Raw genomic sequence first — 25,397 nt, forward strand, 5'->3', positions numbered from 1 at the left:
TCCTCTCACTGCCCGGCCGGGCGCAGGCGCAGCCCGGCCATGCCGCCGTCGACCGCGAGCGCGGTGCCGGTGACCGAGGCGGCCGCGGGGCTCGCCAGGTAGACGATGGCAGCCGCCACCTCTTCCGCGGTCACCAGGCGGCCCATGGGCTGCCGGGCCCGCAGGGCGGCGCGTTCGGCCTCGGGGTCGTCGGCCGCGTCCAGCAGCCGCGCCACCCACGGGGTGTCGGCGGTACCGGGGTTGACGCAGTTGACGCGGACGCCCTCGCGGACGTGGTCGGCCGCCATCGCCAGGGTCAGCGACAGCACCGCGCCCTTGCTCGCGCTGTACAGCGCGCGCTGCGGCAGGCCCGCGGTCGCGGCGATCGAGCAGGTGTTGACGACCGCGGCGTGGGCGGAGCGCCGCAGGTGGGGGAGGGCCGCGCGAGTGGTGCGGACCATGCCGAGGACGTTGACGTCGAGGACGCGGTGCCACTGCTCGTCGGGGTTGTCCTCGACGGTGCCCGCGGCGCCGATCCCGGCGTTGTTGACGAGGATGTCGAGACCGCCCAGCTCCTGCGCCGCCGCGTCGACCGCGGCCCGCGTGGAGGCGTCGTCCGAGACGTCCGCCTTGAACGCCAGCAGCGGCTCCGGCAGCGCGCCGGGCGCGAGATCGAGCACGGCGACCCGGGCGCCGCGCTCGGCGAGCAGCCGCGCGGTGGCCAGTCCGATCCCCGAGGCCCCGCCCGTCACCAGGGCTGTCAGCCCGTCGAGCCCGTCCAGTTCGCTCATGCCTGCTGTCCCTCCTGCCGTGCCCGGTCGGCCACCCAGAACGTACCGTCCGGGTAGCGGAACTCGTCGATCGATTCCGGTCTCATCTGCGCCGAGAATCCGGGTGCGGCGGGTGCGGTGTAGTGGCCGTGCCGGATGACGACCGGGGTCACGAAGTGTTCGTGGAGATGGTCCACGTACTCGATGGTGCGGTCCTCGGTGGTACCGGACAGCGCCACGAAGTCGAACATCGACAGGTGCTGCACCAGTTCGCACAGCCCGACGCCGCCCGCGTGCGGGCAGACCGGCACACCGAAGGCGGCGGCCAGCAGCAGGATGGCCAGATTCTCGTTGACGCCGCCGACACGCGCTGCGTCGATCTGGAGCACGTCGATCGCCCCGGCCTGCAGCAACTGCTTGAAGACGATGCGGTTCTGCACGTGCTCGCCGGTGGCGACCCGCACCGGGGCCACGGCCTCGCGGATGGCGGCGTGGCCGAGGACGTCGTCCGGCGAGGTCGGCTCCTCGATCCAGTACGGCTCGAACTCGCCGAGCGCGTTCACCCAGGCCACGGCCTCGCCGACGTTCCAGCGCTGGTTGGCGTCGATCGCGATGCGCACGTCGGGGCCGACGGCGGCGCGGGCGGCGCGCAGCCGGCGGATGTCGTCCTCCAGGTCGGCGCCGACCTTCAGCTTGATCTGGGCGAAGCCGTCGGCGACCGCCTGCTTGGCGAGCCGGGTCAGCTTCTCGTCGGAGTAGCCGAGCCAGCCGGGCGAGGTGGTGTAGCCGGGGTAGCCCTGCTCCTGGAGCGTCGCGGCGCGGCCGGCCGCGCCCTCCTTGCCGCGCCGCAGCAGTTCCAGGGCGCGTTCAGGGGTGAGGGCGTCGGCGATGTAGCGGAAGTCGATCTGGGAGAGCAGCCATTCGGGCTCCGCGTCGGCCAGCAGGCGCCACAGCGGCTTGTGGGCGCGCTTGGCGGCCAGGTCCCACACGGCGTTGACGACGGCGCCGATCGCCATGTGCATCACGCCCTTCTCGGGGCCCAGCCAGCGCAGCTGGCTGTCGCCGGTCAGGTCGCGGGCGACCGAGCCGGGGTCGGCGCACACCTCGTCCACCGGGCGGCCGACCAGGTGCGGGCGCAGTGCCTCGATCGCCGCGACCTGGACGTCGTTGCCGCGCCCGATGGTGAAGACGAAGCCGTGCCCCTCCAGGCCGTCGTCGGCGTCGGTGCGCAGCACCACGTACGCGGCGGAGTAGTCGGGATCCGGGTTCATCGCGTCCGACCCGTCCAGTTCCCGTGAGGTGGGGAAGCGGATGTCATGGGTGTCGATCGCGGTGATACAGGCGGAGGTCGCGGACAAGTGGCTGCCTTTCACGCTCGGCCATGGGCAAGACATCGGAGGTCTCGCGCCACGGTGACTGTAAGCGCCATCGGCCGCGGCTGGCAATCCATTCCTCGGATGTCTGTGCCAGGAGAGCGTCTCGGGCACTGTGGGCGACGGATTCCTCCGATCGTGTCCGTACAGGGGGTTGTCACGGCCGCACGGCGGACTTACTTTCCTTCTCGTCCGCGATACCTCGGATGAATCGCCCCCGCACTGGGCAAGGAGAGAACACGGCCATGAAGCTCGCCCGTACGCGCTCCACCGCCGCGGCCGCCGCGGCCGCACTCGCGATGGCCGCCCTCGCCACCGCCTGCAACCGCGGCAGCGACAGCACCGCCGGGACAGGTGGGGACAAGAAGCCGGCCATCGGCATCGACCTGCCGCGCTCCGACTCCGACTTCTGGAACTCCTACGCGCAGTACATCGAGCAGGGCATCAAGGACGACGGCCTGAACGCCCTGCCGCGCAGCAACTCCCAGAACGACGTCACCAAGCTCGTCGCCAACGTGCAGGTGTTCGAGAACACCGGCGCGAAGTCCGTCGTGATGGCCCCGCAGGACACCGGCGCCATCGCCTCCACGCTGGACACCCTGGCCGGCAAGAAGATCCCGGTCGTCAGCGTGGACACCCGCCCCGACAAGGGCGACGTCTACATGGTCGTCCGCGCCGACAACAAGGCGTACGGCACCAAGGCGTGCGAGTTCCTCGGCGAGCAGATGGGCGGCAAGGGCAAGGTCGCCGAGTTCCAGGGCGCCCTGGACTCCATCAACGGACGGGACCGCTCCGAGGCGTTCGCGGCCTGCATGAAGGACAAGTTCCCCGGGATCACGGTCTTCGAGCTGCCGACCGACTGGAAGGGTGACGTGGCGTCGGCCAAGCTGCAGAGCCTGCTCGCCCAGCACCCCGACCTCGGCGGTGTCTACATGCAGGCCGGCGGTGTCTTCCTGCAGCCCACCCTCGCCCTGCTGAAGCAGAAGGGCCTGCTCAAGCCGGCCGGCCAGAAGGGCCACATCTTCATCGTCTCCAACGACGGCATCCCGCAGGAGCTCGACGCGATCCGCAAGGGCGAGATCGACGCGACCGTCTCCCAGCCCGCCGACCTGTACGCCAAGTACGCGCTCTTCTACGCCGAGGCAGCCGCCGACGGAAAGACCTTCAAGGCCGGGCCCACCGACCACGACTCCACCATCATCGCCATCCCCAACGGCCTGGAGGACCAGCTCCCGGCGCCCCTGGTGACCAAGGACAACGTCGACGACAAGGCCCTGTGGGGCAACAACATCGGCTGACCCGCGACCTCGGGGCCGGCCGGCGGCCGGCCCCACCCGATCGCACCGCACCCCCATCGCACCGCCCGCCCGCACCGCATCCGCAGAACGGAATCCACCATGGCGGACCCCGCCACCGCTCCGCCCCCCGTGGCCGAGGCGACCGGGATCGGCAAACGCTTCGGCGCCACCGTGGCGCTGCGCGACGCCCGCATCTCGGTCGCCGCCGGCGAGTCGCACGCACTCGTCGGCCGCAACGGCGCGGGTAAGTCCACCCTCGTCAACATCCTCACCGGCCTGCACCAGCCCGACGCGGGGAGCCTGCGCTTCTCGGGCGCACCGGCTCCCTCGTTCGGGGACACCGACGCCTGGCGCGCCCGCGTCGCGTGCGTCTACCAGCGATCCACGGTCATCGGCGAGCTGTCGGTGGCCGAGAACCTCTTCCTCAACCGGCAGAGTGCCACGGCCCTGCGGCCCATCCGCTGGAAGACCCTGCGGCAGCGGGCGACGGACCTGCTCGCCGAGTACGGGGTCGACATCGACCCCGCCGCACGGGCCCGCGACCTCACCGTCGAGCAGCGGCAGTTCGTCGAGATCGCCCGGGCGCTGTCCTTCGGCGCGCGCTTCATCATCCTCGACGAGCCCACCGCACGTCTGGACGCCCGCGGCATCTCGCGCCTGTTCGACAAGCTCCGCGACCTGCAACGCCAGGGTGTGGCCTTCCTGTTCATCTCGCACCACCTGCAGGAGGTCTACGACCTCTGCACCACCGTCACCGTCTACCGCGACGCCCGCCACATCGTGACCGCGCCCGTGGCCGAGATCGACCACGACGCCCTGGTGGAGGCGATGACGGGGGAGTCCGCCGGGGCGGGGCGGCCCGGGGAGACCACGGCAGCCGCCTCGGTGGCGGGCGAGGGCGAAGGACCCGAACTGCTCTCCGTCGCCGGGCTGACGCTCGACGGGGCGTACCGGGACGTCAGCCTCTCGGTGCGCGCCGGTGAGGTGGTGGGCCTCGCGGGAGCCACCGCCAGCGGCAACGTCCGGCTCGGCGAGACCATCGCGGGGCTGCACCGCGCCGACACCGGGCGGATCGCCGTCGCCGGGCGCCAGGTGCGGGCCGGCGGGGTGCCCGACGCGATCGCGGCGGGCGTGGGCCTGGTGCCCGAGGACCGCCACCACCAGGGACTGGTCGGCAACCGCAGCGTGGCCGAGAACGCCACCCTGACCGTCACCGACCAGCTCGGGCCGCTCGGCACCGTGCTCCCCTCGCGCACCCGGGACTTCGCCGAGCGGATGATCGCGGACCTGGACATCAGGACCCCGGGTTTCGCCACGCCCGTCTCCGCGCTGTCCGGCGGCAACCAGCAGAAGGTCGTGGTCGCCCGCGCGCTCGCCACCGACCCGCACGTCCTGGTGGCGGTCCGGCCGACCAACGGCGTGGACGTGCGGTCCAAGGAGTTCCTGCTCGGCAGGATCCGCCAGGTCGCCGGCGCGGGCCGGGCGGCACTGATCATCTCCGACGAACTGGACGACCTGAGGGCCTGCGACCGGATCGTGGCGATGTTCCACGGCCGGGTCGTCGCGGAGTTCGGCCGGGGCTGGCGGGACGAGGAACTCGTCGCCGCCATGGAGGGCGTGTCCCGCGCCCCGTCCGCCGGAGCGAACGACACCGCCGGTGTCCCCGGCCCCCGAGAGCAGGAAAGGTAGTCATGTCCGCCACCACCGACGTCACCGAACCCCCGGTGCCCACCGCGAAGGACTCCGCGGCGGACGCGCCGCGCCGCGGGCCCGGCGGCCTCGCGCGCTTCCGCGAACTCTCCCTCGTCCCGGCCATCTTCGTGCTCGGGGTCATCGGTTTCATCGTCTCGCCCGCCTTCCTGACCTCCGACAACCTCATCGGCGTCGCCCAGCAGTCCACCGAGCTGAGCCTGCTGGTGCTCGCCGAGGCGCTGATCCTGATCGCCGGGCGCATGGACCTGTCCCTGGAGTCCACCATCGGCGTCGCCCCGGTGATCGCCGTGTGGCTCGTGCTGCCCTCCTCCGGCGGCCGTTTCACCGGCCTGGAACTCCTTCCCGTATGGACGGCGATCCCGCTGTGCCTGCTGGTGGGCGCGGTGATCGGCGCGGTCAACGGCTTCCTGATCCTCAAGCTGCGCCTGAACGGTTTCATCGTCACCCTGGGCGCCCTCACCATGCTGCGCGGTCTGCAGATCGCCATCTCCGAGGGGCGTTCCATCGTCGAACTGCCCGGCTCGTTCACCTATCTGGGTCACGCCTCCTGGTTCGGGGTGCCCGCCGCGATCTGGGTCTGCGCCCTCCTGTTCGCCGTCGGCGGCTGCGCCCTCGCCTGGCTGCGCCACGGCAGGGCGCTGTACGCGATCGGCGGCAACGCCGAGGCCGCCCGCACCGCGGGCATCCGCGTGGACCGGATCACCTGGGTCGTCCTGATCGTCGGCGGGGTGCTCGCGGCCTTCGCGGGCGTCCTGTACAGCGGGCACTACGGGTCGATCTCGGCCGACCAGGGCAGCGGCTGGATCTTCCAGGTCTTCGCCGCGACCGTCATCGGCGGCGTCAGCCTCAACGGCGGGCGCGGCACGCTCTTCGGGGCGCTGACCGGTGTGCTCACCCTGCAACTCGTCGTCAACGTCATGACGCTGGCGGGCGTGCCGCCGCTGTGGAACCAGTTCCTCAACGGCGCGATCATCATCGTCGCCCTGATCATCTCCCGCTTCGCCTCCGGGGAGAAGCAGGAGTGACACCGGCCGGCGGCCGGTCAGTAGTAGCCCTCGACCGGGACGCGGGCCTCGTCGTACAGGGCCGGGCCCTCCTGCGGAACGTGCGGGAACCCGGCCCTCGCGGCAGGCGACTTCAGGCCCATGAGCTGTTCGCCGGACAGGGCGTACACCACCCGGCCGAGGCCGGAGCGCTCCAGGGCGCCCGCGCACATGCCGCACGGCTGGCAACTGGTGTACATCGTCGTGGCGGCCGCGGTCGCCGGGTCCAGCTCGCGCGCCGCCCAGCGGGCCAGCTTCAGTTCGGGATGGGCGGTGATGTCGCCGTCGGTGATGCTGCTGTTGCGCTCCTCTGCCAGAACCGTGCCGTCGGGGCCGGCCAGCAGCGACCCGAAGGGCGGGTTGCCCGAGGCACGGGCCTCGGCGGCCAGTGCGACGGCCCTGCGCAGCAGGCGTGTCGTCTCGTCGTCCATCGTCACTCCGTCTCCGTGCGCCGGGCGGCCACCGCCGCGAGCGCGTGCCATGCCCGCTGCGGGCGCAGCGTCTCGTGGGGGTCACCGCTGAAAGGGTCGAGGACGACCGACTTCGCGCCCATCAGGCGCAGTTGTCGCAGATCGTCCATGATCTGGTCGAGCGTGCCCTCACCGGCACGCCGGTCGGGCGTGGTGACCGGGGCGTCGGTGAGGCGGAGCAGGATCCGCGGAGCGAATGCCGGGACGAGCCGGTCCGCCTCCAGCGCGGCCGACGCGAGGCGGCCGAGCGCCTCGCGCATCCACGGCATCGTGGCACGCAGCGGATGCCAGGCGTCGCCCAACCGGACCGCCCGGCGGATGCCCGCGTCGCTGTTGCCGCCGACCCACAGCGGGATCGGCCCGCCGGCGTAGTCGGTCCCGTTCCGCCACGCCGCCCGCATGGCGCCCAGGTGTTCGTCCGTCAGCCGCCCGCGCCGCTCGAAGGGAACACCGAGTGCCTCGAACTCCTGGCGCGCCCAGCCGATGCCCACCCCCAGCACCAGCCGGCCGCCGCTGAGCGCGTTGAGGTTGGCGGCCATCCGGGCCACGGCCAGCGGGTGCCGGTACGGCACGATCAGCACCGTGGTCCCGAGGCTCACCCGTTCGGTGACCCCCGCCAGCCAGGAGAGCGTGGTGAACGGCTCGTAGAACGGGGCCGGGTACTGCTCGGCCACGTCGGGTGTCACCACCAGGTGGTCGGAGACCATCAGCAGGTCGAAGCCGAGCCCCTCCACCGTCCGCGCCCAGTCGCGCAACACCCCGGGGTCGGTACCCGGTCCAAAATTCGGGACGTTCACACCAAGTTGCATGCCGATGAGGCTATCCACCGCGGGTGGCCGCGGGTAAGTCATTCCTCACGGTGTGCGGGGCCGACTGCCGTGGATCCACCGGTATTCTCGGCGTATGGCCGAGAGTCTTGACGCGACCGACTGGGCGATCCTGGACGAGTTGCAGCGCGACGGGCGAGTCCCCTTCACCGAACTGGCCCGCCGGGTGAGTCTGAGTCCGTCGGCGACGACCGAGCGGGTCCGCCGGCTGGAGGCGCTGGGCGTCGTCACGGGTTACCGGGCCGAGGTCGACCTGGGCAGGGCGGGGTTCCCCGTGCTCGCGGTCGTCCGGCTGAAGTATCCGGGCAGCCGGCACGAGCCGCTGCACCGCCTGCTCGGCGAACGGCGGGAGATCCTGGAGTGCCTGCGGACCACGGGCGACGACTGCTACGTGCTGAAGGTCGCCGCGACGTCCATGGCCCACCTGGAGGAGGTCATGGACGAACTGGCCGGCTTCGGGTCCACGACCACCAGCGTGGTCTACCGGCAGACCCTGCCGTTCCGGGGACCGGGCGGCCCCGCGCCCGCCGCGCCGTGACGGCGCGGCGGTCCGGCGGACGCGGGTGCCGGACGGTGCCGTGCGGTCAGCGGGCGGCGATGGCCGGGTCGCTGGTGCTGGTGAAGCCGCTCTCCACGTGGGCGGCCAGGCGGCGCACGAAGGACGCGTCGTGGTCCGCGGTCACGGTCAGGTCGTACCAGCCCCTGCTGCGCTTGGTCTCCGCGGAGTGCACGACACGGGCGCCGGGACGCAGCCTGTAGGTGGCCGCCTTCTCCTTGCCGTACCCGTCCGCCACCGTGAACTGCACCGTGCCGGCGCCGTCGTTGGTCAGGACGAGCCGTGCGATGCCGAGGTCCCCGTCGTGGCGGGCGCTGACCTCCGGGCCCGCGCCGGTGACCCGCCCGGCGAAGCGGCGCAGGAAGCCGTTGGGGCCGTGGACGGTGAAGTCGTAGCCGCCCTGGGCGTCCTCGGCGACGCTCCACGTGTCGGACAGCGAACGCCCTGCCTCGACGGTGTACGTCCACGGGCCGGCGGCGTGCGACGCCGACGTCACCAGGAAGCCGGCGCCCGCGGCGCCGTGCGAGGCGAAGTCGATCCGCAGCGAGCCGGTGGCGGTGCTCACCCGGCCGTCTGCCGACAGGTCGTACGGCAGGGCCCGCGCCGCGCGCATGCCGGGCTCCTGCCGGGGCAGCGCGCCCTTGACCGGCGGGGTGGGCACGTAGTCGGGGTGGCGGTCGTTGTCCGGCGGGAGGTAGCCGCTGGTGTCCGGCAGCTCCGCCGCGTCGGTGTCCGTGTGGCGGAAGTCGAACGCCGAGGTCAGGTCGCCGCACACCGCGCGGCGCCAGGGCGAGATGTTGGGCTCGGTGACCCCGAAGCGGCGCTCGATCAGCTGGAGGATCGAGGTGTGGTCGAAGGTCTGCGAGCAGACGTAGCCGCCCTTGCTCCACGGCGACACCACGAACATCGGCACGCGCTGGCCGAGCCCGTAGGGGCCCGCCGGGCGCGAGCCCGAGCCCGCGTACAGGTCGCCGGTGACGTCGACGGTGGACTTGCCCTGCGCGGCGGAGGCGGCCGGGAACGGCGGGACGACGTGGTCGAAGAAGCCGTCGTTCTCGTCGTAGGTGATCAGCAGCGCCGTCCTGCTCCACACCTCCGGGTCGGAGGTCAGCGCGTCCAGCACCTGTGCGATGTACCAGGCGCCGTAGTTGACCGGCCAGTTGGGGTGCTCGGTGAACGCCTCGGGCGCCACGATCCAGGAGACCTGGGGGAGCGTGCCGGCGGTGACGTCGGCACGCAGGATGTCGAAGAAGCCCTCGCCGTTCTTGGCGTCGGTGCCGGTGCGGGCCCTTTCGTACAGCGGGTCGCCGGGCTCGGCGTTGCGGTACTGGTCGAAGTACAGCAGCGAGTTGTCGCCGTAGTTGCCGCGGTAGGCGTCCTCGATCCAGCCCCAGCCGCCGGCCGCGTCGAGGCCGTCGCCGACGTCCTGGTAGATCTTCCACGACACGCCGGCCTGCTCCAGGCGCTCCGGGTACGTCGTCCAGGCGTAGCCCGCCTCCTCGTTGCCGAGGACCGGGCCGCCGCCCTTGCCGTCGTTGCCCGTGTACCCCGTCCACATGTAGTAGCGGTTCGGGTCGGTCGAGCCGATGAACGAGCAGTGGTACGCGTCGCAGATCGTGAAGGCCTCGGCGAGCGCGAAGTGGAAGGGGATGTCGTCGCGGGTCAGGTGCGCCATGGTGGTGGCGGACTTGGCGGGCACCCACCTGTCGTACTTGCCCTGGTTGACGGCGGCGTGGCCGTCGTTCCAGCCGTGCGGCAGGTCCTGCAGGAAGGCCAGCCCGAGGCCGTCGTGGTCCGGGCGGAAAGGCAGGACGTCCTTCGTGCCGTCCGACTGGTGCCACACCGACTTGCCGTTCGGCTGCGTCACCGGGTGGGGGTCACCGAAACCGCGGACGCCGCGCAGCGTGCCGAAGTAGTGGTCGAAGGAGCGGTTCTCCTGCATCAGGACGACGATGTGCTCGACATCCTGGAGCGAACGCGTCCTGCGGTTCGCCGGGATCTCCGCCGCTCGGGCGATGCTGGTGGAGAGCACGGACAAGGCGGCGGTGCCGCCCGCCAGTTGCATGAAGCGTCTGCGGTCGATGGCGTTCATGTAAGGCCTGTCTCCCGGGAGGTCCGCGGCCGTAGCAGGGGTGGCCAGTGTCACCAGGCCCGCGCGAACTCCCGTCGGCGCCGAGGAGAAGCACCCGCGAAGCCTGCGCCAACCCGCCGCCCGCCCGAGAGCGCCCGCAGTCCCGACACGACTGCTCCCGGGGGCAGTTGAGCGACGCACTGTCCCCGGCGTCAGCACAGGTCAGCGGCCGGACACCGCGCCGGCGGCCGGGACGCCCACCGCTCCGGGCGGGCACGGGATACTGCCCCCATGAACCGTCTCGAACGCTGGGAGCAGCGGACCAGGGCGCCGCTGATCGCCCTGGCCTCGGTGTTCGGCGCGGCCTACGCGTTGCCGATCCTGCTGCCGGACGCCGACCCGGCGCTCATCACCACCGCCCACTGGACGGAGCGCAGCGTCTGGGCGCTCTTCGCGGGCGACTACGCGGTCCGGCTGGTGCTGAGCGAGCACCGGTGGGAGTTCGTCAAGCGCCAGCCGCTGAGCCTGGCGGTGGTCGTGCTGCCGCTGCTGCAGCCGCTGCGCCTGCTGCGCCTGGTGTCCACGCTCTTCCTGGTGGGCCAGCGGGTCCGGCTGGCGGCGCAGGTCCGGCTGACGACCTATGTGGTGGGCGCGGTGCTGGGGCTGCTCGCGTTCGGCTCGGTCGCGGTCCTGGAGGCCGAGCGGCACTCGCCGCACGGGAACATCCGCACGATCGGCGACGCGCTGTGGTGGTCGTTCACCACGATGACGACCGTGGGCTACGGCGACCACGCCCCCACCACCGGCGTCGGCCGGCTCATCGCCGTCGGCCTGATGCTGTCCGGGATCGCCCTGCTCGGTGTGGTCACCGCCAACATCGCGGCCTGGTTCCTGGCCCGCTTCCAGGAGGACGAGGAGGAGGGCCGCCGCCTCCAGGAGGTCACCGAGGAACTGCTGCGGGAGGTCAGGGAGCTGCGGCGCGAGGTGGCCCGGCTCGGCGCCGCCGGCACGGGCGGCGCGCGGGACGGCACGGCCGTCGCCCCGCCGGAGAGGACCCCAGGGGGGACTCCCGGGCAGCCCCCCGGATAGGGCATCGGAGTGGAACCGATCAAGACGGCCCGGAATGGGCTAGGTCACAGGCGTTGCCCCTGCTGCTCACCTGCTAACGCCCACTAACCTTTGAGCATGACGGTCCTGCCTGACGACGGGCTTTCTCTGGCCGCCGAATTCCCGGACGCGAGCCGTGCGCAGTGGCAGTCCCTCGTGGAGGGCGTGCTGCGCAAGGCGGGCAAGGACGTCTCGGGAGAGGCGGTGGAGGACGCGCTGTCCACCACCCTCGAAGACGGGCTCACCACGCGCCCGCTGTACACCGCGCCCGACGTGCCGGGAGCCTTCGGCGACGCGGTCGGACTTCCCGGCTTCGCGCCCTTCACCCGGGGCGCCGCACCCGCGGGCCCCGTGGCCGCCGGCTGGGACGTACGGCAGCGCCACACGCGGCCCGATGCGGCCCGCACCAATGAGGCGGTGCTCGCCGACCTGGAGAACGGCGTCACTTCCCTCTGGCTCGCCGTCGGCGGCTCCGGCATGCCCGCCGCCGCGCTCGGCACCGCGCTCCAGGGGGTCTTCCTCGACCTGGCGCCCGTGGTCCTCGACGCAGGCCCGGACACCGGGACGGCGGCGGACGCGCTCTTCGCGCTGTACGAGGAGAGCGGCACCGCCCGCGAGTCCGCCCGCGGCAACCTCGGCGCCGACCCGCTGGGCCACCTCGCCCGCACCGGGGACTCCGGAGCGCTCGACGCGCACACCGCCACCGCCACGGGGCTCGCCCTGCGCGCCCACGAGCAGTACCCGGGGCTGCGCGCGCTGACCGTGGACGCCCTGCCGTACCACGAGGCCGGCGGCTCGGCGGCCCAGGAACTCGCCGCCTCCCTCGCCACTGGCGTGGCCTACCTGCGCGCGCTCACCGAGGCCGGGCTGCCGGTCGACGCGGCCTGCGGGCAGCTGGAGTTCCGCTACGCCGCCACCGCCGACCAGTTCCTGACCATCGCCAAGCTGCGCGCCGCCCGCCGGTTGTGGTCCCGTGTCGCCGAGGTGTGCGGCGCGACCGCGGCCGCCGGGGCGCAGCGCCAGCACGTCGTCACCTCGTCGGTGATGATGAGCCGGCGCGACCCGTGGGTGAACATGCTCCGCACCACCGTCGCGACGCTCGCCGCCGGTGTCGGCGGCGCGGACTCGGTCACGGTGCTGCCGTTCGACCACGCGCTCGGCCTGCCCGACGCCTTCGCGCGGCGCATCGCCCGCAACACCTCGACCATCCTGATGGAGGAGTCCCACCTGGCCCGGGTCGTCGACCCGGCCGGCGGCTCCTGGTACGTGGAGCGGCTCACCGCGGAACTCGCCGACGCCGCCTGGTCCTGGTTCCAGGAGCTGGAGCGGGCCGGCGGCCAGGCCGCCGCGCTGGCCTCCGGCCTGGTCGGCGAGCGGCTTGCCGCGACCTGGCGGGTGCGGGCCAAGGCGCTGGCCGAGCGCCGCGAGCCCATCACGGGCGTCAGCGAGTTCCCGCTGCTCTCCGAGACGCCCGTCGCGCGCGACCCGGCCCCGGCCGTCCCCTCAGGCGGACTGCCCGCGGTCCGACGCGACGAGGCGTACGAGGCGCTGCGCGCCCGCTCGGACGCGCATCTGGCCGCCACCGGCACCCGCCCCAGGGTGTTCCTCGCCGCCCTCGGCCCCGCCGCCGCGCACACCGGCCGGGTCACCTTCGCCGCCAACCTCTTCCAGGCCGGCGGCATCGAGCCCGTGCAGGACCCGGTGTCCGTGGACGCCGGCTCCGCGGCCGGGGCGTTCGCCCGCAGCGGCGCCCAGGTGGCGTGCCTGTGCTCCAGCGACACGCTGTACGAGGAGCAGGCCGCCGAGGTGGCCGCCGCCCTCAAGGCCGCCGGCGCGGGCCCGGTGTTCCTGGCCGGGCGACCGGGCGCGCGGGAGCAGGCGTACACGGAGGCCGGCGTGGACGCGTTCGTCTTCGCGGGCGGTGACGCGGTCGCCGTCCTGACCTCGGTTCTCGACCGGATGGGAGTGGCGTGATGCGGATCCCGGACTTCTCCGAGATCGAGCTCGGACCGGGCACCGGCAGCGGTGCCACCGAGGACCAGTGGCGCGCGGCGGTCAAGGAGACCACCGGCCGTGCAGTCGAGGACCTGCTGTGGGAGACGCCCGAGGGCATCGGCGTCAAGCCGCTGTACACCGGCCGCGACCTGGAGGGCCTGGACTTCCTGGGCACCTACCCGGGCATCGCGCCCTACCTGCGCGGCCCCTACCCGACGATGTACGTCAACCAGCCCTGGACGATCCGCCAGTACGCGGGCTTCTCCACCGCCGAGGAGTCCAACGCCTTCTACCGGCGCAACCTCGCCGCGGGCCAGAAGGGCCTGTCGGTCGCCTTCGACCTGCCGACCCACCGCGGCTACGACAGCGACCACCCGCGCGTCACCGGCGACGTCGGCATGGCGGGCGTCGCCATCGACTCGATCTACGACATGCGGCAGCTCTTCGACGGCATCCCGCTCGACCGCATGACCGTGTCGATGACCATGAACGGCGCCGTGCTGCCGGTGCTCGCGCTCTACATCGTCGCAGCGGAGGAGCAGGGCGTACCGCCGGAGAAGCTGGCCGGGACCATCCAGAACGACATCCTCAAGGAGTTCATGGTCCGCAACACCTACATCTACCCGCCGAAGCCCTCGATGCGGATCATCTCCGACATCTTCGCGTACACCTCGCAGAAGATGCCGCGCTACAACTCGATCTCCATCTCCGGCTACCACATCCAGGAGGCCGGGGCCACGGCCGACCTGGAGCTGGCGTACACCCTCGCCGACGGCGTGGAGTACCTGCGGGCCGGTCTCGGCGCGGGCCTGGACGTGGACGCCTTCGCGCCGCGGCTGTCGTTCTTCTGGGCGATCGGCATGAACTTCTTCATGGAGGTCGCCAAGCTGCGCGCGGCGCGCCTGCTGTGGGCGAAGCTGGTCAAGCAGTTCGAGCCCAGGAGCGTCAAGTCGCTGTCGCTGCGCACCCATTCGCAGACCTCGGGCTGGTCGCTCACCGCGCAGGACGTCTTCAACAACGTCACGCGCACCTGCGTGGAGGCCATGGCCGCCACCCAGGGCCACACCCAGTCACTGCACACCAACGCCCTCGACGAGGCGCTGGCGCTGCCCACCGACTTCTCCGCGCGCATCGCCCGCAACACCCAGCTGCTGCTGCAGCAGGAGGCGGGCACCAACCGGGTCATCGACCCGTGGGGCGGGTCCGCGTACGTGGAGAAGCTGACCTACGACCTCGCGCGCCGCGCCTGGCAGCACATCCAGGAGGTCGAGGCCGCGGGCGGCATGGCCCAGGCCATCGACGCGGGCATCCCCAAGATGCGCGTCGAGGAGGCCGCGGCCCGCACCCAGGCCCGTATCGACTCCGGCCGCCAGCCGGTGATCGGCGTCAACAAGTACCGTGTGGACAGCGACGAGAAGATCGAGGTCCTCAAGGTCGACAATTCCTCCGTGCGCACCCAGCAGATCGCCAAGCTGCGCCGGCTGCGCGAGGAGCGCGACGAGACCGCCTGCCAGGACGCGCTGAGCGCCCTGACCGCCGCCGCGGGCGGCAGCGGCAACCTGCTGGAACTCGCGGTGAACGCCGCCCGCGCCAAGGCGACCGTCGGTGAGATCTCCGACGCCCTGGAGAAGGTGTACGGCCGGCACGCCGGGCAGATCCGTACGATCTCCGGTGTGTACCGCAACGAGGCAGGGGAGTCGCCGTCCGTGGACCGCACCCGGGCGCTGGTCGGCCGTTTCGAGGAGGCCGAGGGGCGCCGCCCGCGCATCCTGGTCGCCAAGATGGGCCAGGACGGCCACGACCGCGGCCAGAAGGTGATCGCCACCGCGTTCGCCGACCTGGGTTTCACCGTGGACGTCGGCCCGCTCTTCCAGACCCCGGCCGAGGTGGCCCGCCAGGCGGTGGAGGCCGACGTGCACATCGTCGGCGTCTCCTCGCTCGCGGCCGGACACCTCACACTGGTGCCCGCGCTGCGTGAGGAACTGGCGGCCGAGGGGCGTGAGGACATCATGATCGTGGTCGGCGGTGTCATCCCGCCGCAGGACGTGCCCGAACTGCTGGAGGCCGGCGCGGCCGCCGTCTTCCCGCCCGGCACGGTCATCCCCGACTCCGCACACGACCTGGTCACGCGGCTCGCCGCCGCGCTCGGCCACGAACTGTGAGCCCATGCCGCCCATCATCGATCTCGATGCCTACGTCAAAGGCGTGCTGGACGGCTCCCGGGCCTGGATCGCGCGCGCCATCACCTTGGTGGAGTCGACGCGGCCCGACCACCGGGAGCTCGCCCAGCGCCTCCTGACCGAGCTGCTGCCCCACGCGGGCAAGGCCCGCAGGATCGGCGTCAGCGGAGTGCCCGGGGTGGGCAAGTCCACCTTCGTCGACGCCTTCGGCACGATGCTCACCGGCCTCGGCCACCGGGTCGCGGTGCTCGCCGTCGATCCGTCCTCCACCCTGACCGGCGGTTCCATCCTCGGCGACAAGACACGGATGGAACGGCTGTCGGTGGACCGCGCGGCCTTCGTGCGGCCGTCCCCGTCGGCCGGGACGCTCGGCGGCGTCGCCAAGGCGACCCGCGAGTCGATGGTCGTGGTGGAGGCGGCCGGCTACGACGTCGTGCTCGTCGAGACCGTCGGCGTCGGCCAGTCCGAGACCGCGGTCTCGGGCATGGTCGACTCCTTCCTGCTGCTCACGCTGGCCCGTTCGGGCGACCAGCTCCAGGGCATCAAGAAGGGCGTTCTGGAGCTCGCCGACGTCATCGCCGTCAACAAGGCCGACGGCCCGCACGAGCGCGACGCCCGCGCCGCGGCCCGCGAACTGTCCGGCGCCCTGCGGCTGATGCAGTCCGCCGACGCCGCCTGGACCCCGCCGGTGCTCACCTGCAGTGCCCGCGAGGACACCGGCCTCGACGTGGTCTGGGAACGCCTGGAGCGGCACCGCGCGCTGCTGGACTCCGACGGGCGGCTGGAGGCCAAGCGCCGCGACCAGCAGATGGAGTGGGCCTGGAGCATGGTCCGCGACGAACTGCTGGGCCGGCTGCGCGACCACCCCGGTGTACGCCGCGTGGCCCCGGAGGTCGAACGCCAGGTCCGCGAGGGGACGCTGACGGCGACTTCGGCGGCCGAGCGCATCCTCGACGCCTTCTCCGGCTGACGGGCGGCCCCGGGGTCAGGCCGCCTTCGCCTGGCCCCGGGGCACCGCGCAGCGCCCCGTCGCCCACAGCGCGCCCGGCATGTTGCAGTCCGGGCCGACGCGATGCCGGTCGATGTACGCGAACAGCCGCCGCGCCTCCGCCATGTGCTGGCCGCACGCGAACGACCCGTGCCCGGGCAGCCATTGCACGTGCCACTCGGCCGGGCCTCCGCAGGGCCGCGTGGCACCGGTCTCCAGGCGCCCGCACGGAGTCGTTCCGTCGATGGGGATCGGGGTCAGTCGGGGGGTGATCGCTGGCTCTGCCATGGGGATCGTCTCCCTTGTCGCAGGATGCGACGACACATGCGTACGTCTGCGGGAACGGGCGTATTCGTGCCCTACGGAAGGGTGTGCCCGCTCAAGGGTGTCCCCGACGCGTGTTCGGAGGTCAGGAGTTGGTAACCGCCCGCCGGGGACGGCCGGATCGGCGGGTTCCGGCGCGAAGAGGTCGTCGTGCCGGACGCCCGGGCGGGCCGAGTGGCCGCTCACCGCCTGGTGCCGACCGTTTACGGATTCACTGTGTGTCCGCTCCGTCGCGGTGGATCTCCACCGGCACCCGCACCGTCGCCGGGCTCCGCGGGGTGACGAAACCGCCTGCCTCCGGCGTCACTTGGACGACCGCCCGCACGCGGGGATCACGCAGGTCCGCCCAGGCGCCCGCCACGCGCGCCGCGACGGGCACCCGGCGAGCGCCGCCGCCGTGCGGGCACCGAGCGGGAGACCTGCCGCGCCGACCGGACCGACGGGCGCTTCCCGGGCGGGCGTGTCCAGGGCGAAGGGGGATGTCCCGGGGCCGTTCCCGCACAAGGAGGAAGCCCGCGCCCGGGGTGCGGCCAGAGGCCGCCGTCCACTCGTCCATGACCGATCGAGCCGGCGCCGCACGGAGTCGACGGTGTCCGGCAGGTCCGGCTGCCGGGGCCGGCCGGCGGGCGAGGTGTTCAGCAGTTCCCGCACCAGGACGAGTCCGCCCGGGGCGGGCTCCCCCTCGCATCGCTCGCTCGCCGACCGTGGCATGGCACCACCGTGCCGTCGCACACCCCGGCGGGAGTGTCAGCCCGCGTACGCGGTCGGGGGGACCCCCACGGTCGCCGTGAAGTCCCGGACCAGATGGGCCTGGTCGCTGTAGCCGAGCTCGGCCGCCAGCCCCGCCCAGTCCACTGCCGGCGCGGACTCGGCGCGCTCCAGGGCCTCGTGGATGCGGTAGCGGAGGATGACCCACTTGGGACTGACGCCGACGTGCGAGGCGAACAGGCGTTGCACCGAGCGCACCGACAGTCCCTCGGCGCGGGCGAAGGCGTCGACGCGCACGATTCCGCGGTCGTGCCGGATCCGCTCGGCGAGGGCCATCGCCAGGTCGGCCTGGGGATCGGGCGCGGGGGTCAGGGAGAGCAGGAAGGCGTCCAGCGCCGTGACCCGCTCGTCCTCCTCGTCCGGCCCGAGCACGGCGCCGGGCGCGGTGGCGCGGCCGGGCAGCGCCTCGTCCAGCCCGACCCGGCGGCCGGTCCAGTGGGACACCGGCACCGCGGGCGCGAACGGCCGGAAGCCGCCCGGGCGGAACTGGATCCCGCACACCCGCCCGGCGCCCTCCAGCTTCTGCGTGAACAACTCCAGTCCGATGCCGGCGACCTCCCCGAGGTCCGGCCCGCCGGCGAAGCGCTGGAAGACGACGTTGACCGAGGGGTGCGGCACGACGTGCGAGGCGTACGGCTCGCTCAGGTCCCAGTCGATCAGCCAGTAGTGCTCCAGGTACGGTCGCAGCTCCGGCGCGGGGGCGCGCCGCCGGAACCGCACGCGTGCGAAGAGTTCCGGGGCGCCGACGATGCCCCGGGTGTCGCGCCGCGGCGTGTCCTGACCGGCCATGAGGCCGATGGTACGGCGGCCGGGTGTCGCATTTCTTCAAGCCGTGCGCCCGCCTCCGGCCGTAGCGTCGCGGCATGACGGAAACGATCAGTGAACTGCTCGGAGCCGCCCGCGACCGGGCGCTGCCCGTGGTGACAGGAGTGCCCGACGACCAACTGGCGGCGCCGACGCCGTGCGCGGAGTACGACGTGCGGGACCTGCTGAACCACCTCTTCCACGTGGTGGTCGGCTTCCGGGCGATCGCGGGGAGGCAGGAGGCGGACTTCTCCCGTCGCCGCCGACGGACGGCACCCCGAGCTCGCCGAGGCCCTTGCCGCGCCGGGACGCCCCCTCACCGCCGAAGCGACGTTCACGCGATTCCTGAACCGCCTGATCGACGGCCTCGGCACCGGCTGATCCGGGACCCGCCACCCTGCGCGCGTCGTGAGCGCCGTGCGTGGAACGTGCGGCACCGGATCTTATGCAACTAGTTGCAGAATCTTCTCCGGGTGGTCTACAAAGGACTGACCGCATGACCGGCATCCCGTCGCGCCGCCGTCCGAGGAGACCCCGATGAGCCGCTACCCGCACCTGCTGCGCCCGCTCGACCTCGGATTCCTCACCCTCCCCAACCGCGTCCTGATGGGCTCGATGCACGTCGGCCTGGAGGAGGCCGAGGACGGCTTCGCGCGCATGGCCGCCTTCTACGCGGAACGCGCCAGGGGCGGCGTCGGCCTGATCGTCACCGGTGGCATCGCCCCCAACGACCCCGGCCGCCCGTATCCCGGCGGCGCCCGTATGACCACCGAGGACGAGGCCGACCAGCACGCCGTGGTCACCCAGGCCGTGCACCGCGAGGGCGGACGCATCGCGATGCAGATCCTGCACTTCGGCCGGTACGCCTACCACCCCGAACTGGTCGCCCCGAGCGCGCTGCGGGCGCCGATCAGCCCCCATGTCCCGCACGCCCTCACCGGTGACGAGGTCGAGGAGACGATCGAGGACTTCGTGCGGGCGGCGGAACTCGCCCGCCGGGCCGGCTACGACGGGGTCGAGATCATGGGCTCCGAGGGCTATCTGATCAACGAGTTCGTCGCGCCCGGCACCAACCACCGAGAGGACCGCTGGGGCGGGTCGTTCGAGAACCGCACGCGCTTCCCGCTGGAGATCGTCCGCCGCACCCGCGAGCGGCTCGGCCCCGACTTCGTACTCGTCTACCGGCTCTCGATGCTCGACCTGGTCCCCGGTGGCTCCTCCCTGGAGGAGGTCGTGGCCCTCGCCAAGGCGGTCGAGGCGGCCGGTGCCACGATCATCAACACCGGCATCGGCTGGCACGAGGCACGCATCCCCACCATCGCCACCTCCGTGCCGCGCGGCGCGTACACCTGGGTGACGAAGCGGCTCATGGGCGCGGTCTCGGTGCCGCTGGTGACCAGCAACCGGATCAACACCCCCGAGGTCGCCGAGCGGTTGCTCGCCGACGGGTACGCCGACATGGTCTCCCTGGCCCGTCCGATGCTCGCCGACCCCGAGTTCGTCGCCAAGGCGGAGCAGGGCCGCGCCGAGGCCATCAACACCTGCATCGGCTGCAACCAGGCGTGCCTCGACCACACCTTCAGCGGCCGGCTGACCACCTGCCTGGTCAACCCGCGGGCCTGCCACGAGACCGAACTCGTCCTCCGGCCGACCCGGTTGCGCAAGCGCGTCGCCGTCGTCGGCGCCGGGCCCGCCGGACTCGCCTGCGCGGTCACCGCGGCCGAACGCGGCCACGCCGTCACGCTCTTCGACGCCGCCGACCGGATCGGCGGGCAGCTCGACATCGCCCGCAGGATCCCCGGCAAGGAGGAGTTCGACGAGACACTGCGTTACTTCCGCACCCGGCTGGCCGAGGAGGGCGTGGAACTGCGCCTGAACACCGTCGTGACCCCGGACACGCTGGCCGCGCACGACCCCGGCTTCGACGAGGTGGTGCTCGCCACCGGCGTGGCACCGCGCATGCCGGAGATCGACGGCGTGGACCACCCCAGCGTGCTGAGCTACCTCGACGTGCTGCGCGACGACGCCCCGGTGGGCGAGCGGGTGGCGATCGTCGGCGCGGGCGGGATCGGCTTCGACGTGGCCGAGTTCCTCACCGACGGCGGCGAGGACGCGAGCCGTGACCCCGAGACGTACTTCCGGCACTGGGGCGTCGACACCGGCTACGCGAACCGGGGCGGCCTGCGGGCACCCGAGCGGCCCGCGCCGCCCCGCACGGTGCACCTGCTGCAGCGCAAGACGACCAAGGTCGGCGCGGGCCTGGGCAGGACCACCGGGTGGATCCACCGCACCGAGCTCAGGCACCGGGGCGTCACGATGGTCGCGGGCGCCGCCTACGACCGGATCGACGACGCCGGGCTGCACATCACCGTCGACGGCGAGCGCCGCACGCTCCCCGTCGACACCGTGGTCCTGTGCGCCGGGCAGGAGCCCCGCCGCGACCTCTACGAGGCGCTGCGCGACGCCGGTTACGGTGTCCACCTCATCGGGGGCGCCGACGTGGCCGCGGAGCTCGACGCCAAGCGGGCCGTCCGCCAGGGCATCGAAGTCGCCGCGGCCCTGTGACGCGCCCCGTCCGTAGGATGCGGACATGTCCCTCCCGCACGCCATCCTCACCGCCCTTCTGGAGAAGCCGTCCTCGGGGCTGGAGCTGGCGCGCCGCTTCGACCGCTCCATCCGCTTCTTCTGGTCGGCGACGCACCAGCAGATCTACCGCGAACTCGGTCGGCTGGAGGAGGCGGGCCTGATCCGCGCCCTGCCCGCGGCGCACCCCGCCCGGGGGCAGAAGAAGGAGTACGAGGTGCTGCCCGCAGGCCGGGACGAGCTGGCCGGCTGGGTGGGCACCGTCGAGGACCCCCGGCCCATCCGTGACCCGCTGTTGCTGCGCATGCGCGCCGCGGCGGTGGTGGGGGGCCGCGGTCTCGCCGGGGAGCTGCGCAGGCACCTGGCACTGCACGAGGCCCAGTTGGCCGAGTACACGGACATCGAGCGGCGCGACTTCCCGCCCGGCCGCGTGGCGGACGAGGACCGGCTGCGGCATCTCGTGCTGCGCGCGGGCATCGAGCTGGAGACGTTCTGGACGCAGTGGCTTCGCGAGGCGCTGGACGAGGTCGGGACCATGGACCCGGCCTGAGCCGCGAGGGGGGCCGGGAGCGCGTCCGGCCCGGTCACCGCACGCGGCGCAGGGCCAGCAGTGCCGCGTCGTCGCCGAGCCCGCCGCCGGTCCAGGCGTGGAGGTCGGTCAGGACGCGGTCCAGCAGCGCGTCGGGGTCCTTTTCCGCCATGTCCGCGACCCGCTCGGCGGGCGGATAGAAGCGGTCGTGCCGGTCGCGCGCCTCGGAGACCCCGTCGGTGTACAGGAGCAGCAGGTCATCCGGCCGGTAGGGGACCGACTGGGGGCGGTAGTGGCCGCCGGTGAGCGGCAGCAGCCCGAGCGGCGGCGCGTACACCTCGGGCGTCACCTCTGTCACGGTTGCGTCGTGGCGCAGCAGCGGCGGAGGGTGGCCGCAGTTGGCCAGGACGGCGGTGTGGCCGGAGGGCGGCACGGTCAGCAGCACGGCGGTGACGAACTCCTCGCCCGCGCCGCGGCGGACCAGCGCGCCGTCCAGCCGGGCGGCCACCGCGTCGAGGCCGGGTTCGGAACGGGCGGCGTCCCGGAAGACGCCCAGCACGTCGGCGGCGGTCTGGACGGCTTCCAGGCCCTTGCCGCGGACGTCGCCCAGCAGCACGCGCACGCCGAAGTCGGTCTCCACGACCTCGTACAGATCCCCGCCGATCCGCGCCTCCGCTTCCGCGGCCACGTAGCGCACGGCCACCTCCAGCCCGCCCACGCGGGGCGGTGGCGGGCGCAGCAGCGCCCCTTGTGCGGCCTCGGCGACCCCGCGGACCTGGGCCAGTTCCCGCTCCCTGGCCGTGACGAGGACGACGGCGCCGGTGATGGTGAAGGTCACGGCCAGCACGGAGACCGCGGAGGTGACGTGCACCAGGGAGGGGACCCCGCTGTTCGCCGCCGCCAGGAAGAAGACCAGGCCGATCGCCACGACGCCCGCCAGCAGCGGCACGCGGGCCCGGCGGGCCCTGACCCCGGCGAGCACCGGAAGCGCCGCCAGGACCGGCGCCAGCGTCGTCTCCGGCCCGCTCACGACGTCGACGGCGACGCACGCCGCGATCAGTGCGTACGAGGCGGCGAGGAACCACCAGGCCCACCGGGGCAGCGGGAGGGGCCGCGGGTGCTGTGGGGCGGGGTCGCGGGCCATGGTCGCCAGCCCTCCTGTCACCGCCGCGGCGGGTGCCCGCGGCGCCTCCCTCCATGGTCGCCGCATCGGGCGGGGAGTGCGGGAATGAGCGCGGGGTGCCCCGCGTTGAGGGGTACATCCGGTGGAAATGAAAACCATTGCGATGGCAGAAAGGACCCGCTCATGGCCCGCAGCGAGCAGCGCCCGGTGATCAGGCTCCGGTCGACCGCCGGCACCGGCACGACGTACGTGACCCGGAAGAACCGGCGCAACGACCCGGACCGCATGGTTCTCAGCAAGTACGACCCGGCCGTCGGCCGCCACGTGCCGTTCCGCGAGGAGCGCTGACCCCGGCGCCCGACCGCCCGGCACCGCGACCGTAGCCGTCCGTCCCACCGCACCGACTGGAGGAGCGTCATGCAGCACGCGATCCACCCCGCCTACCGCCCGGTCGTCTTCCGCGACCGCAGCGCGGACCGCGCCTTCCTCACCCGGTCCACGCTGACCGGCGACAAGACCGTCGTCTGGGAGGACGGCAACACCTACCCCGTGTTCGACGTGGAGATCTCCTCGGCGAGCCACCCGTTCTACACCGGCAACGCCCGCGTCATGGACACCGCCGGCCGCGTCGAGCGCTTCGAGCGCCGCTACGGACGCGCCGCCGCGCGCGGCTGACGCCGGAGCACGGGAAGTACGGGAGCAGCGAGCAGCACGGCCGGCCGTCGCGGATCACCGCGGCGGCCGGTGCCGTCTCCGGGGCACCCCGCGGGGACCGCGGGATCAGCTCTTGCGGAAGGTGTACGCCTCCTGGGCCGCCGCCACCACGGCGTCCAGATCCGCACCCGCCGAGGCCGTGACCACCGCGGCCACCGCGCCCTCCACGAAGGGCGCGTCGACCAGGCGGGTACGCGGTGGCAGCTCGTCCCCGTCGGCCAGCAGGGCCTTGACCGTCAGGACGGCGCTCCCCAGGTCGGCGATGACGGCCACGCCCTCGCCGCGGTCGACGGAGTGCGCCGCCGCGGTGATCTTCTCCGCGTCGGTGCCGAGCCCTCCGTCGGGGGTGCCGCCCGCGGCGGCCACCGGCACCTTGGCCCCGCCGCCGTTCAGACCGGCGGCCATGTGCGCGACCGACTCGGCGACCCTCGCGCTGTGCGACACCAGCACCACACCCACGGTCATCCCGCGTCCCCCCGCGCCGTCATCGCCAGGACGCCGACGAGCAGCGCCGAGGAGGTCGCCCCCGGGTCCTGGTGACCCGCGCTGCGCTCGCCGAGGTAACTCGCCCGTCCCTTGTGCGCCACCAGGGGCGTGGTGGCGATCGCGCCCTCCTCGGCGGCGATGGCGGCCGCCGACAGCGCCTCCGCCAGCCCCGCGCCCTTGTCGAGCGCGAAGGACAGCGCCTCGACGGCCGGGGCCAGCGCGTCCACCATCGTCTTGTCGCCCGGCGCGGCCCCGCCCAGTGTCGCGACCGCGTCGACCCCGGCCCCCAGCGCCTGGGCGAACTGCTCGGGCGTGACGCGCTCCGCGTCCCCGAGCGCCTTGCCGGCCTTGCGCAGCAGGGTCCCGTACAGCGGTCCCGAGGCGCCGCCGACCGTGCTGATCAACTGCCGGCCGACCAGTACCAGGACGTCGCCGGGGGTGTCCGGCGGCTCCTTCTCGACGGCCGTGCGGGCCGCGATGAAGCCGCGCCGCATGTTGGCGCCGTGGTCGGCGTCACCGATGGGGGAGTCGAGCTCGGTCAGCCGGTCGGCCTCCCGCTCGATCACCGAGGCCGCCGCGGCGAGCCAGCGGCGTATGAAGCCCGCGTCTATCGCCGCCGGTCCGGTGGACGGTCCTTCGCTCATCTGTCGTGCTCCTCCTGCTTCTCAGGCGCCCCAGCGCAGAGCCGGTGTGCTCACCGGCGCGTCCCACAGGCGCAGCAGCTCGTCGTCCACCTGGCACAGCGTCACCGAGGCGCCCGCCGCGTCCAGCGACGTGACGTAGTTGCCGACCAGCGTGCGGGCCACCGCGACGCCACGGGCCGCCAGCACCCGGTGCACCTCGGCGTTGAATCCGTACAGCTCCAGCAGCGGTGTCCCGCCCATGCCGTTGACCAGCAGCAGGACCGGCCCACTCGGGCGCAGGTCGTCCAGGATCGCGTCGACCGCGAAATCCGCGATCTCCCCGGAGGTCATCATCGCCCGCCGCTCCCGGCCGGGTTCCCCGTGGATGCCGATGCCGAGTTCCAGTTCCCCGGCGGGCAGATCGAACGTCGGGCTGCCCTTGGCGGGCGTGCTGACCGCGGTCAGCGCCACGCCGAAGCTCCGCGTCACCTCGTTCACCTGCCGTGCGACCGCCTCCACGCGCTCCAGCGGCGCGCCCTCCTGGGCCAGCGCTCCGGCGATCTTCTCCACGAACAGCGTGCCGCCGGTACCGCGGCGGCCGGCTGTGTAGAGGCTGTCGGTCACCGCCACGTCATCGTTGACCAGAACCTTGGCGACCTGGATGCCCTCGTCCTCGGCCAGCTCCGCGGCCATGTCGAAGTTCAGCACGTCGCCCGTGTAGTTCTTCACGATGAACAGTACGCCCGCGCCGCTGTCGACGGCCGCCGCCGCCCGCACCATCTGATCGGGCACCGGCGAGGTGAAGACCTCCCCGGGACAGGCCCCGTCCAGCATCCCGTGCCCCACGAAGCCCACGTGCAGCGGTTCGTGCCCCGCACCGCCGCCCGACACCAGGCCGACCTTGCCGGCGACCGGCGCGTCCTTGCGGATCACCACCCGGTTGTCGATGTCGACCGTCAACTCCGGATGCGCGGCGGCCACTCCCCGCAGCGCATCGGCCACCACGGTCTCGGGGACGTTGATCAGCATCTTCATGGGGACCCTCCGTCTGAGGTTGCTCTGACAAGCGTACG

Annotated in this window: 24 protein-coding genes; 13 read left to right on the forward strand and 11 right to left on the reverse strand. The window is 73.0% G+C overall.

The features are described 5' to 3' along the window. Positions 1-5: 5 nt before the first annotated feature. Together ACIP98_RS21675 and ACIP98_RS21680 are read right to left on the reverse strand one after the other, a co-directional pair. A complete protein-coding gene (locus ACIP98_RS21675) occupies positions 6-770 on the reverse strand; it encodes an SDR family NAD(P)-dependent oxidoreductase (protein WP_401977488.1) in 765 nt (254 codons plus the stop codon). Then, positions 767-2,107, reverse strand: a complete 1,341-nt coding sequence (locus ACIP98_RS21680; protein ID WP_319664209.1) for an enolase C-terminal domain-like protein — start codon at positions 2,105-2,107, stop codon at positions 767-769. The genes ACIP98_RS21675 and ACIP98_RS21680 overlap by 4 nt, the downstream gene beginning before the upstream one ends. A gap of 260 nt (positions 2,108-2,367) precedes the next feature. Here ACIP98_RS21680 and ACIP98_RS21685 point away from each other — a divergent pair, with 260 nt between their 5' ends. The 3 genes from ACIP98_RS21685 to ACIP98_RS21695 all read left to right on the forward strand — a co-directional run bounded on the left by ACIP98_RS21685 (position 2,368) and on the right by ACIP98_RS21695 (position 6,158). Further along, on the forward strand, positions 2,368-3,420 hold the full coding sequence (locus ACIP98_RS21685; protein WP_401977490.1) for a sugar ABC transporter substrate-binding protein: 1,053 nt from the start codon (positions 2,368-2,370) through the stop codon (positions 3,418-3,420). A gap of 99 nt (positions 3,421-3,519) precedes the next feature. Beyond that, the gene (locus tag ACIP98_RS21690) at positions 3,520-5,109 is read left to right on the forward strand and encodes a sugar ABC transporter ATP-binding protein (protein ID WP_401977492.1); all 1,590 of its coding nucleotides are present in this window, start codon (positions 3,520-3,522) and stop codon (positions 5,107-5,109) included. Positions 5,110-5,111: 2 nt separating this feature from the next. Further along, positions 5,112-6,158: an ABC transporter permease gene (locus ACIP98_RS21695; RefSeq protein ID WP_319664212.1), complete on the forward strand. Its 1,047-nt coding sequence runs from the start codon at positions 5,112-5,114 to the stop codon at positions 6,156-6,158. 17 nt (positions 6,159-6,175) lie between these two features. Here the strand turns inward: ACIP98_RS21695 and ACIP98_RS21700 are convergent, their stop codons facing one another. Next, positions 6,176-6,607, reverse strand: coding sequence for a nucleoside deaminase (locus ACIP98_RS21700; RefSeq protein WP_401977495.1), 432 nt, complete (start codon positions 6,605-6,607; stop codon positions 6,176-6,178). Between the two features lie 2 nt (positions 6,608-6,609). Beyond that, a complete protein-coding gene (locus ACIP98_RS21705) occupies positions 6,610-7,455 on the reverse strand; it encodes an LLM class flavin-dependent oxidoreductase (protein ID WP_319664214.1) in 846 nt (281 codons plus the stop codon). Positions 7,456-7,549: 94 nt separating this feature from the next. On the opposite strand from ACIP98_RS21705, the gene ACIP98_RS21710 reads away from it, so the two are divergent. Further along, positions 7,550-8,011, forward strand: a complete 462-nt coding sequence (locus ACIP98_RS21710) for an Lrp/AsnC family transcriptional regulator (RefSeq protein ID WP_319664215.1) — start codon at positions 7,550-7,552, stop codon at positions 8,009-8,011. A gap of 46 nt (positions 8,012-8,057) precedes the next feature. On the opposite strand, the gene ACIP98_RS21715 is transcribed toward ACIP98_RS21710, so the two are convergent. Further along, positions 8,058-10,121 carry a phosphocholine-specific phospholipase C gene (locus tag ACIP98_RS21715; protein WP_401977497.1) on the reverse strand — a complete coding sequence of 688 codons (2,064 nt, stop codon included), beginning with the start codon at positions 10,119-10,121 and terminating at the stop codon, positions 8,058-8,060. Positions 10,122-10,391: 270 nt separating this feature from the next. On the opposite strand from ACIP98_RS21715, the gene ACIP98_RS21720 reads away from it, so the two are divergent. From ACIP98_RS21720 to meaB, 4 genes are all read left to right on the forward strand, one after another. Further along, positions 10,392-11,189, forward strand: a complete 798-nt coding sequence (locus ACIP98_RS21720) for a potassium channel family protein (protein ID WP_401977499.1) — start codon at positions 10,392-10,394, stop codon at positions 11,187-11,189. A gap of 96 nt (positions 11,190-11,285) precedes the next feature. Further along, on the forward strand, positions 11,286-13,181 hold the full coding sequence (locus ACIP98_RS21725; protein WP_401977501.1) for a methylmalonyl-CoA mutase family protein: 1,896 nt from the start codon (positions 11,286-11,288) through the stop codon (positions 13,179-13,181). Further along, entirely contained in the window at positions 13,181-15,364 is a 2,184-nt protein-coding gene (gene scpA / locus ACIP98_RS21730; protein ID WP_319664219.1) for a methylmalonyl-CoA mutase, read from the forward strand. The genes ACIP98_RS21725 and scpA overlap by 1 nt, the downstream gene beginning before the upstream one ends. Positions 15,365-15,368: 4 nt before the next feature. Continuing rightward, a complete protein-coding gene (gene meaB, locus ACIP98_RS21735; RefSeq protein WP_401977503.1) occupies positions 15,369-16,352 on the forward strand; it encodes a methylmalonyl Co-A mutase-associated GTPase MeaB in 984 nt (327 codons plus the stop codon). Between the two features lie 15 nt (positions 16,353-16,367). On the opposite strand, the gene ACIP98_RS21740 is transcribed toward meaB, so the two are convergent. Then, on the reverse strand, positions 16,368-16,658 hold the full coding sequence (locus ACIP98_RS21740) for a hypothetical protein (RefSeq protein WP_401977505.1): 291 nt from the start codon (positions 16,656-16,658) through the stop codon (positions 16,368-16,370). Between the two features lie 783 nt (positions 16,659-17,441). Continuing rightward, positions 17,442-18,251 (reverse strand): helix-turn-helix domain-containing protein, encoded by an 810-nt coding sequence (locus ACIP98_RS21745; RefSeq protein WP_319664222.1) that lies wholly within the window; start codon positions 18,249-18,251, stop codon positions 17,442-17,444. A gap of 74 nt (positions 18,252-18,325) precedes the next feature. Between ACIP98_RS21745 and ACIP98_RS21750 the strand changes: the two genes are divergently transcribed. The 3 genes from ACIP98_RS21750 to ACIP98_RS21760 all read left to right on the forward strand — a co-directional run bounded on the left by ACIP98_RS21750 (position 18,326) and on the right by ACIP98_RS21760 (position 21,399). Beyond that, on the forward strand, positions 18,326-18,721 hold the full coding sequence (locus ACIP98_RS21750; protein WP_401977507.1) for a maleylpyruvate isomerase N-terminal domain-containing protein: 396 nt from the start codon (positions 18,326-18,328) through the stop codon (positions 18,719-18,721). A gap of 82 nt (positions 18,722-18,803) precedes the next feature. After that, positions 18,804-20,831 carry an FAD-dependent oxidoreductase gene (locus ACIP98_RS21755; protein ID WP_401977509.1) on the forward strand — a complete coding sequence of 676 codons (2,028 nt, stop codon included), beginning with the start codon at positions 18,804-18,806 and terminating at the stop codon, positions 20,829-20,831. A 25-nt stretch (positions 20,832-20,856) separates the two neighbouring features. Continuing rightward, entirely contained in the window at positions 20,857-21,399 is a 543-nt protein-coding gene (locus ACIP98_RS21760) for a PadR family transcriptional regulator (protein WP_401977511.1), read from the forward strand. Positions 21,400-21,433: 34 nt separating this feature from the next. Here ACIP98_RS21760 and ACIP98_RS21765 read toward each other — a convergent pair whose 3' ends face one another. Next, the gene (locus ACIP98_RS21765; RefSeq protein WP_401977513.1) at positions 21,434-22,522 is read right to left on the reverse strand and encodes a PP2C family protein-serine/threonine phosphatase; all 1,089 of its coding nucleotides are present in this window, start codon (positions 22,520-22,522) and stop codon (positions 21,434-21,436) included. Positions 22,523-22,684: 162 nt separating this feature from the next. On the opposite strand from ACIP98_RS21765, the gene rpmG reads away from it, so the two are divergent. Both rpmG and ACIP98_RS21775 read left to right on the forward strand, forming a co-directional pair. Then, positions 22,685-22,849 carry a 50S ribosomal protein L33 gene (gene rpmG / locus ACIP98_RS21770; protein ID WP_319664230.1) on the forward strand — a complete coding sequence of 55 codons (165 nt, stop codon included), beginning with the start codon at positions 22,685-22,687 and terminating at the stop codon, positions 22,847-22,849. Positions 22,850-22,918: 69 nt separating this feature from the next. Next, positions 22,919-23,176 (forward strand): type B 50S ribosomal protein L31, encoded by a 258-nt coding sequence (locus ACIP98_RS21775; protein ID WP_319664232.1) that lies wholly within the window; start codon positions 22,919-22,921, stop codon positions 23,174-23,176. A 105-nt stretch (positions 23,177-23,281) separates the two neighbouring features. Here the strand turns inward: ACIP98_RS21775 and dhaM are convergent, their stop codons facing one another. The 3 genes from dhaM to dhaK are packed head-to-tail and all read right to left on the reverse strand — an operon-like array spanning position 23,282 to position 25,359. After that, positions 23,282-23,680 (reverse strand): dihydroxyacetone kinase phosphoryl donor subunit DhaM, encoded by a 399-nt coding sequence (dhaM, locus tag ACIP98_RS21780; protein ID WP_319664234.1) that lies wholly within the window; start codon positions 23,678-23,680, stop codon positions 23,282-23,284. Beyond that, positions 23,677-24,345, reverse strand: coding sequence for a dihydroxyacetone kinase subunit DhaL (gene dhaL / locus ACIP98_RS21785; RefSeq protein ID WP_319664236.1), 669 nt, complete (start codon positions 24,343-24,345; stop codon positions 23,677-23,679). The genes dhaM and dhaL overlap by 4 nt, the downstream gene beginning before the upstream one ends. Positions 24,346-24,366: 21 nt before the next feature. Then, on the reverse strand, positions 24,367-25,359 hold the full coding sequence (gene dhaK / locus ACIP98_RS21790) for a dihydroxyacetone kinase subunit DhaK (protein WP_319664238.1): 993 nt from the start codon (positions 25,357-25,359) through the stop codon (positions 24,367-24,369). Positions 25,360-25,397 lie beyond the last annotated feature (38 nt).

Source organism: Streptomyces sp. NPDC088354 (genome assembly GCF_044753585.1).
Classification (GTDB): Bacteria; Actinomycetota; Actinomycetes; order Streptomycetales; family Streptomycetaceae; genus Actinacidiphila.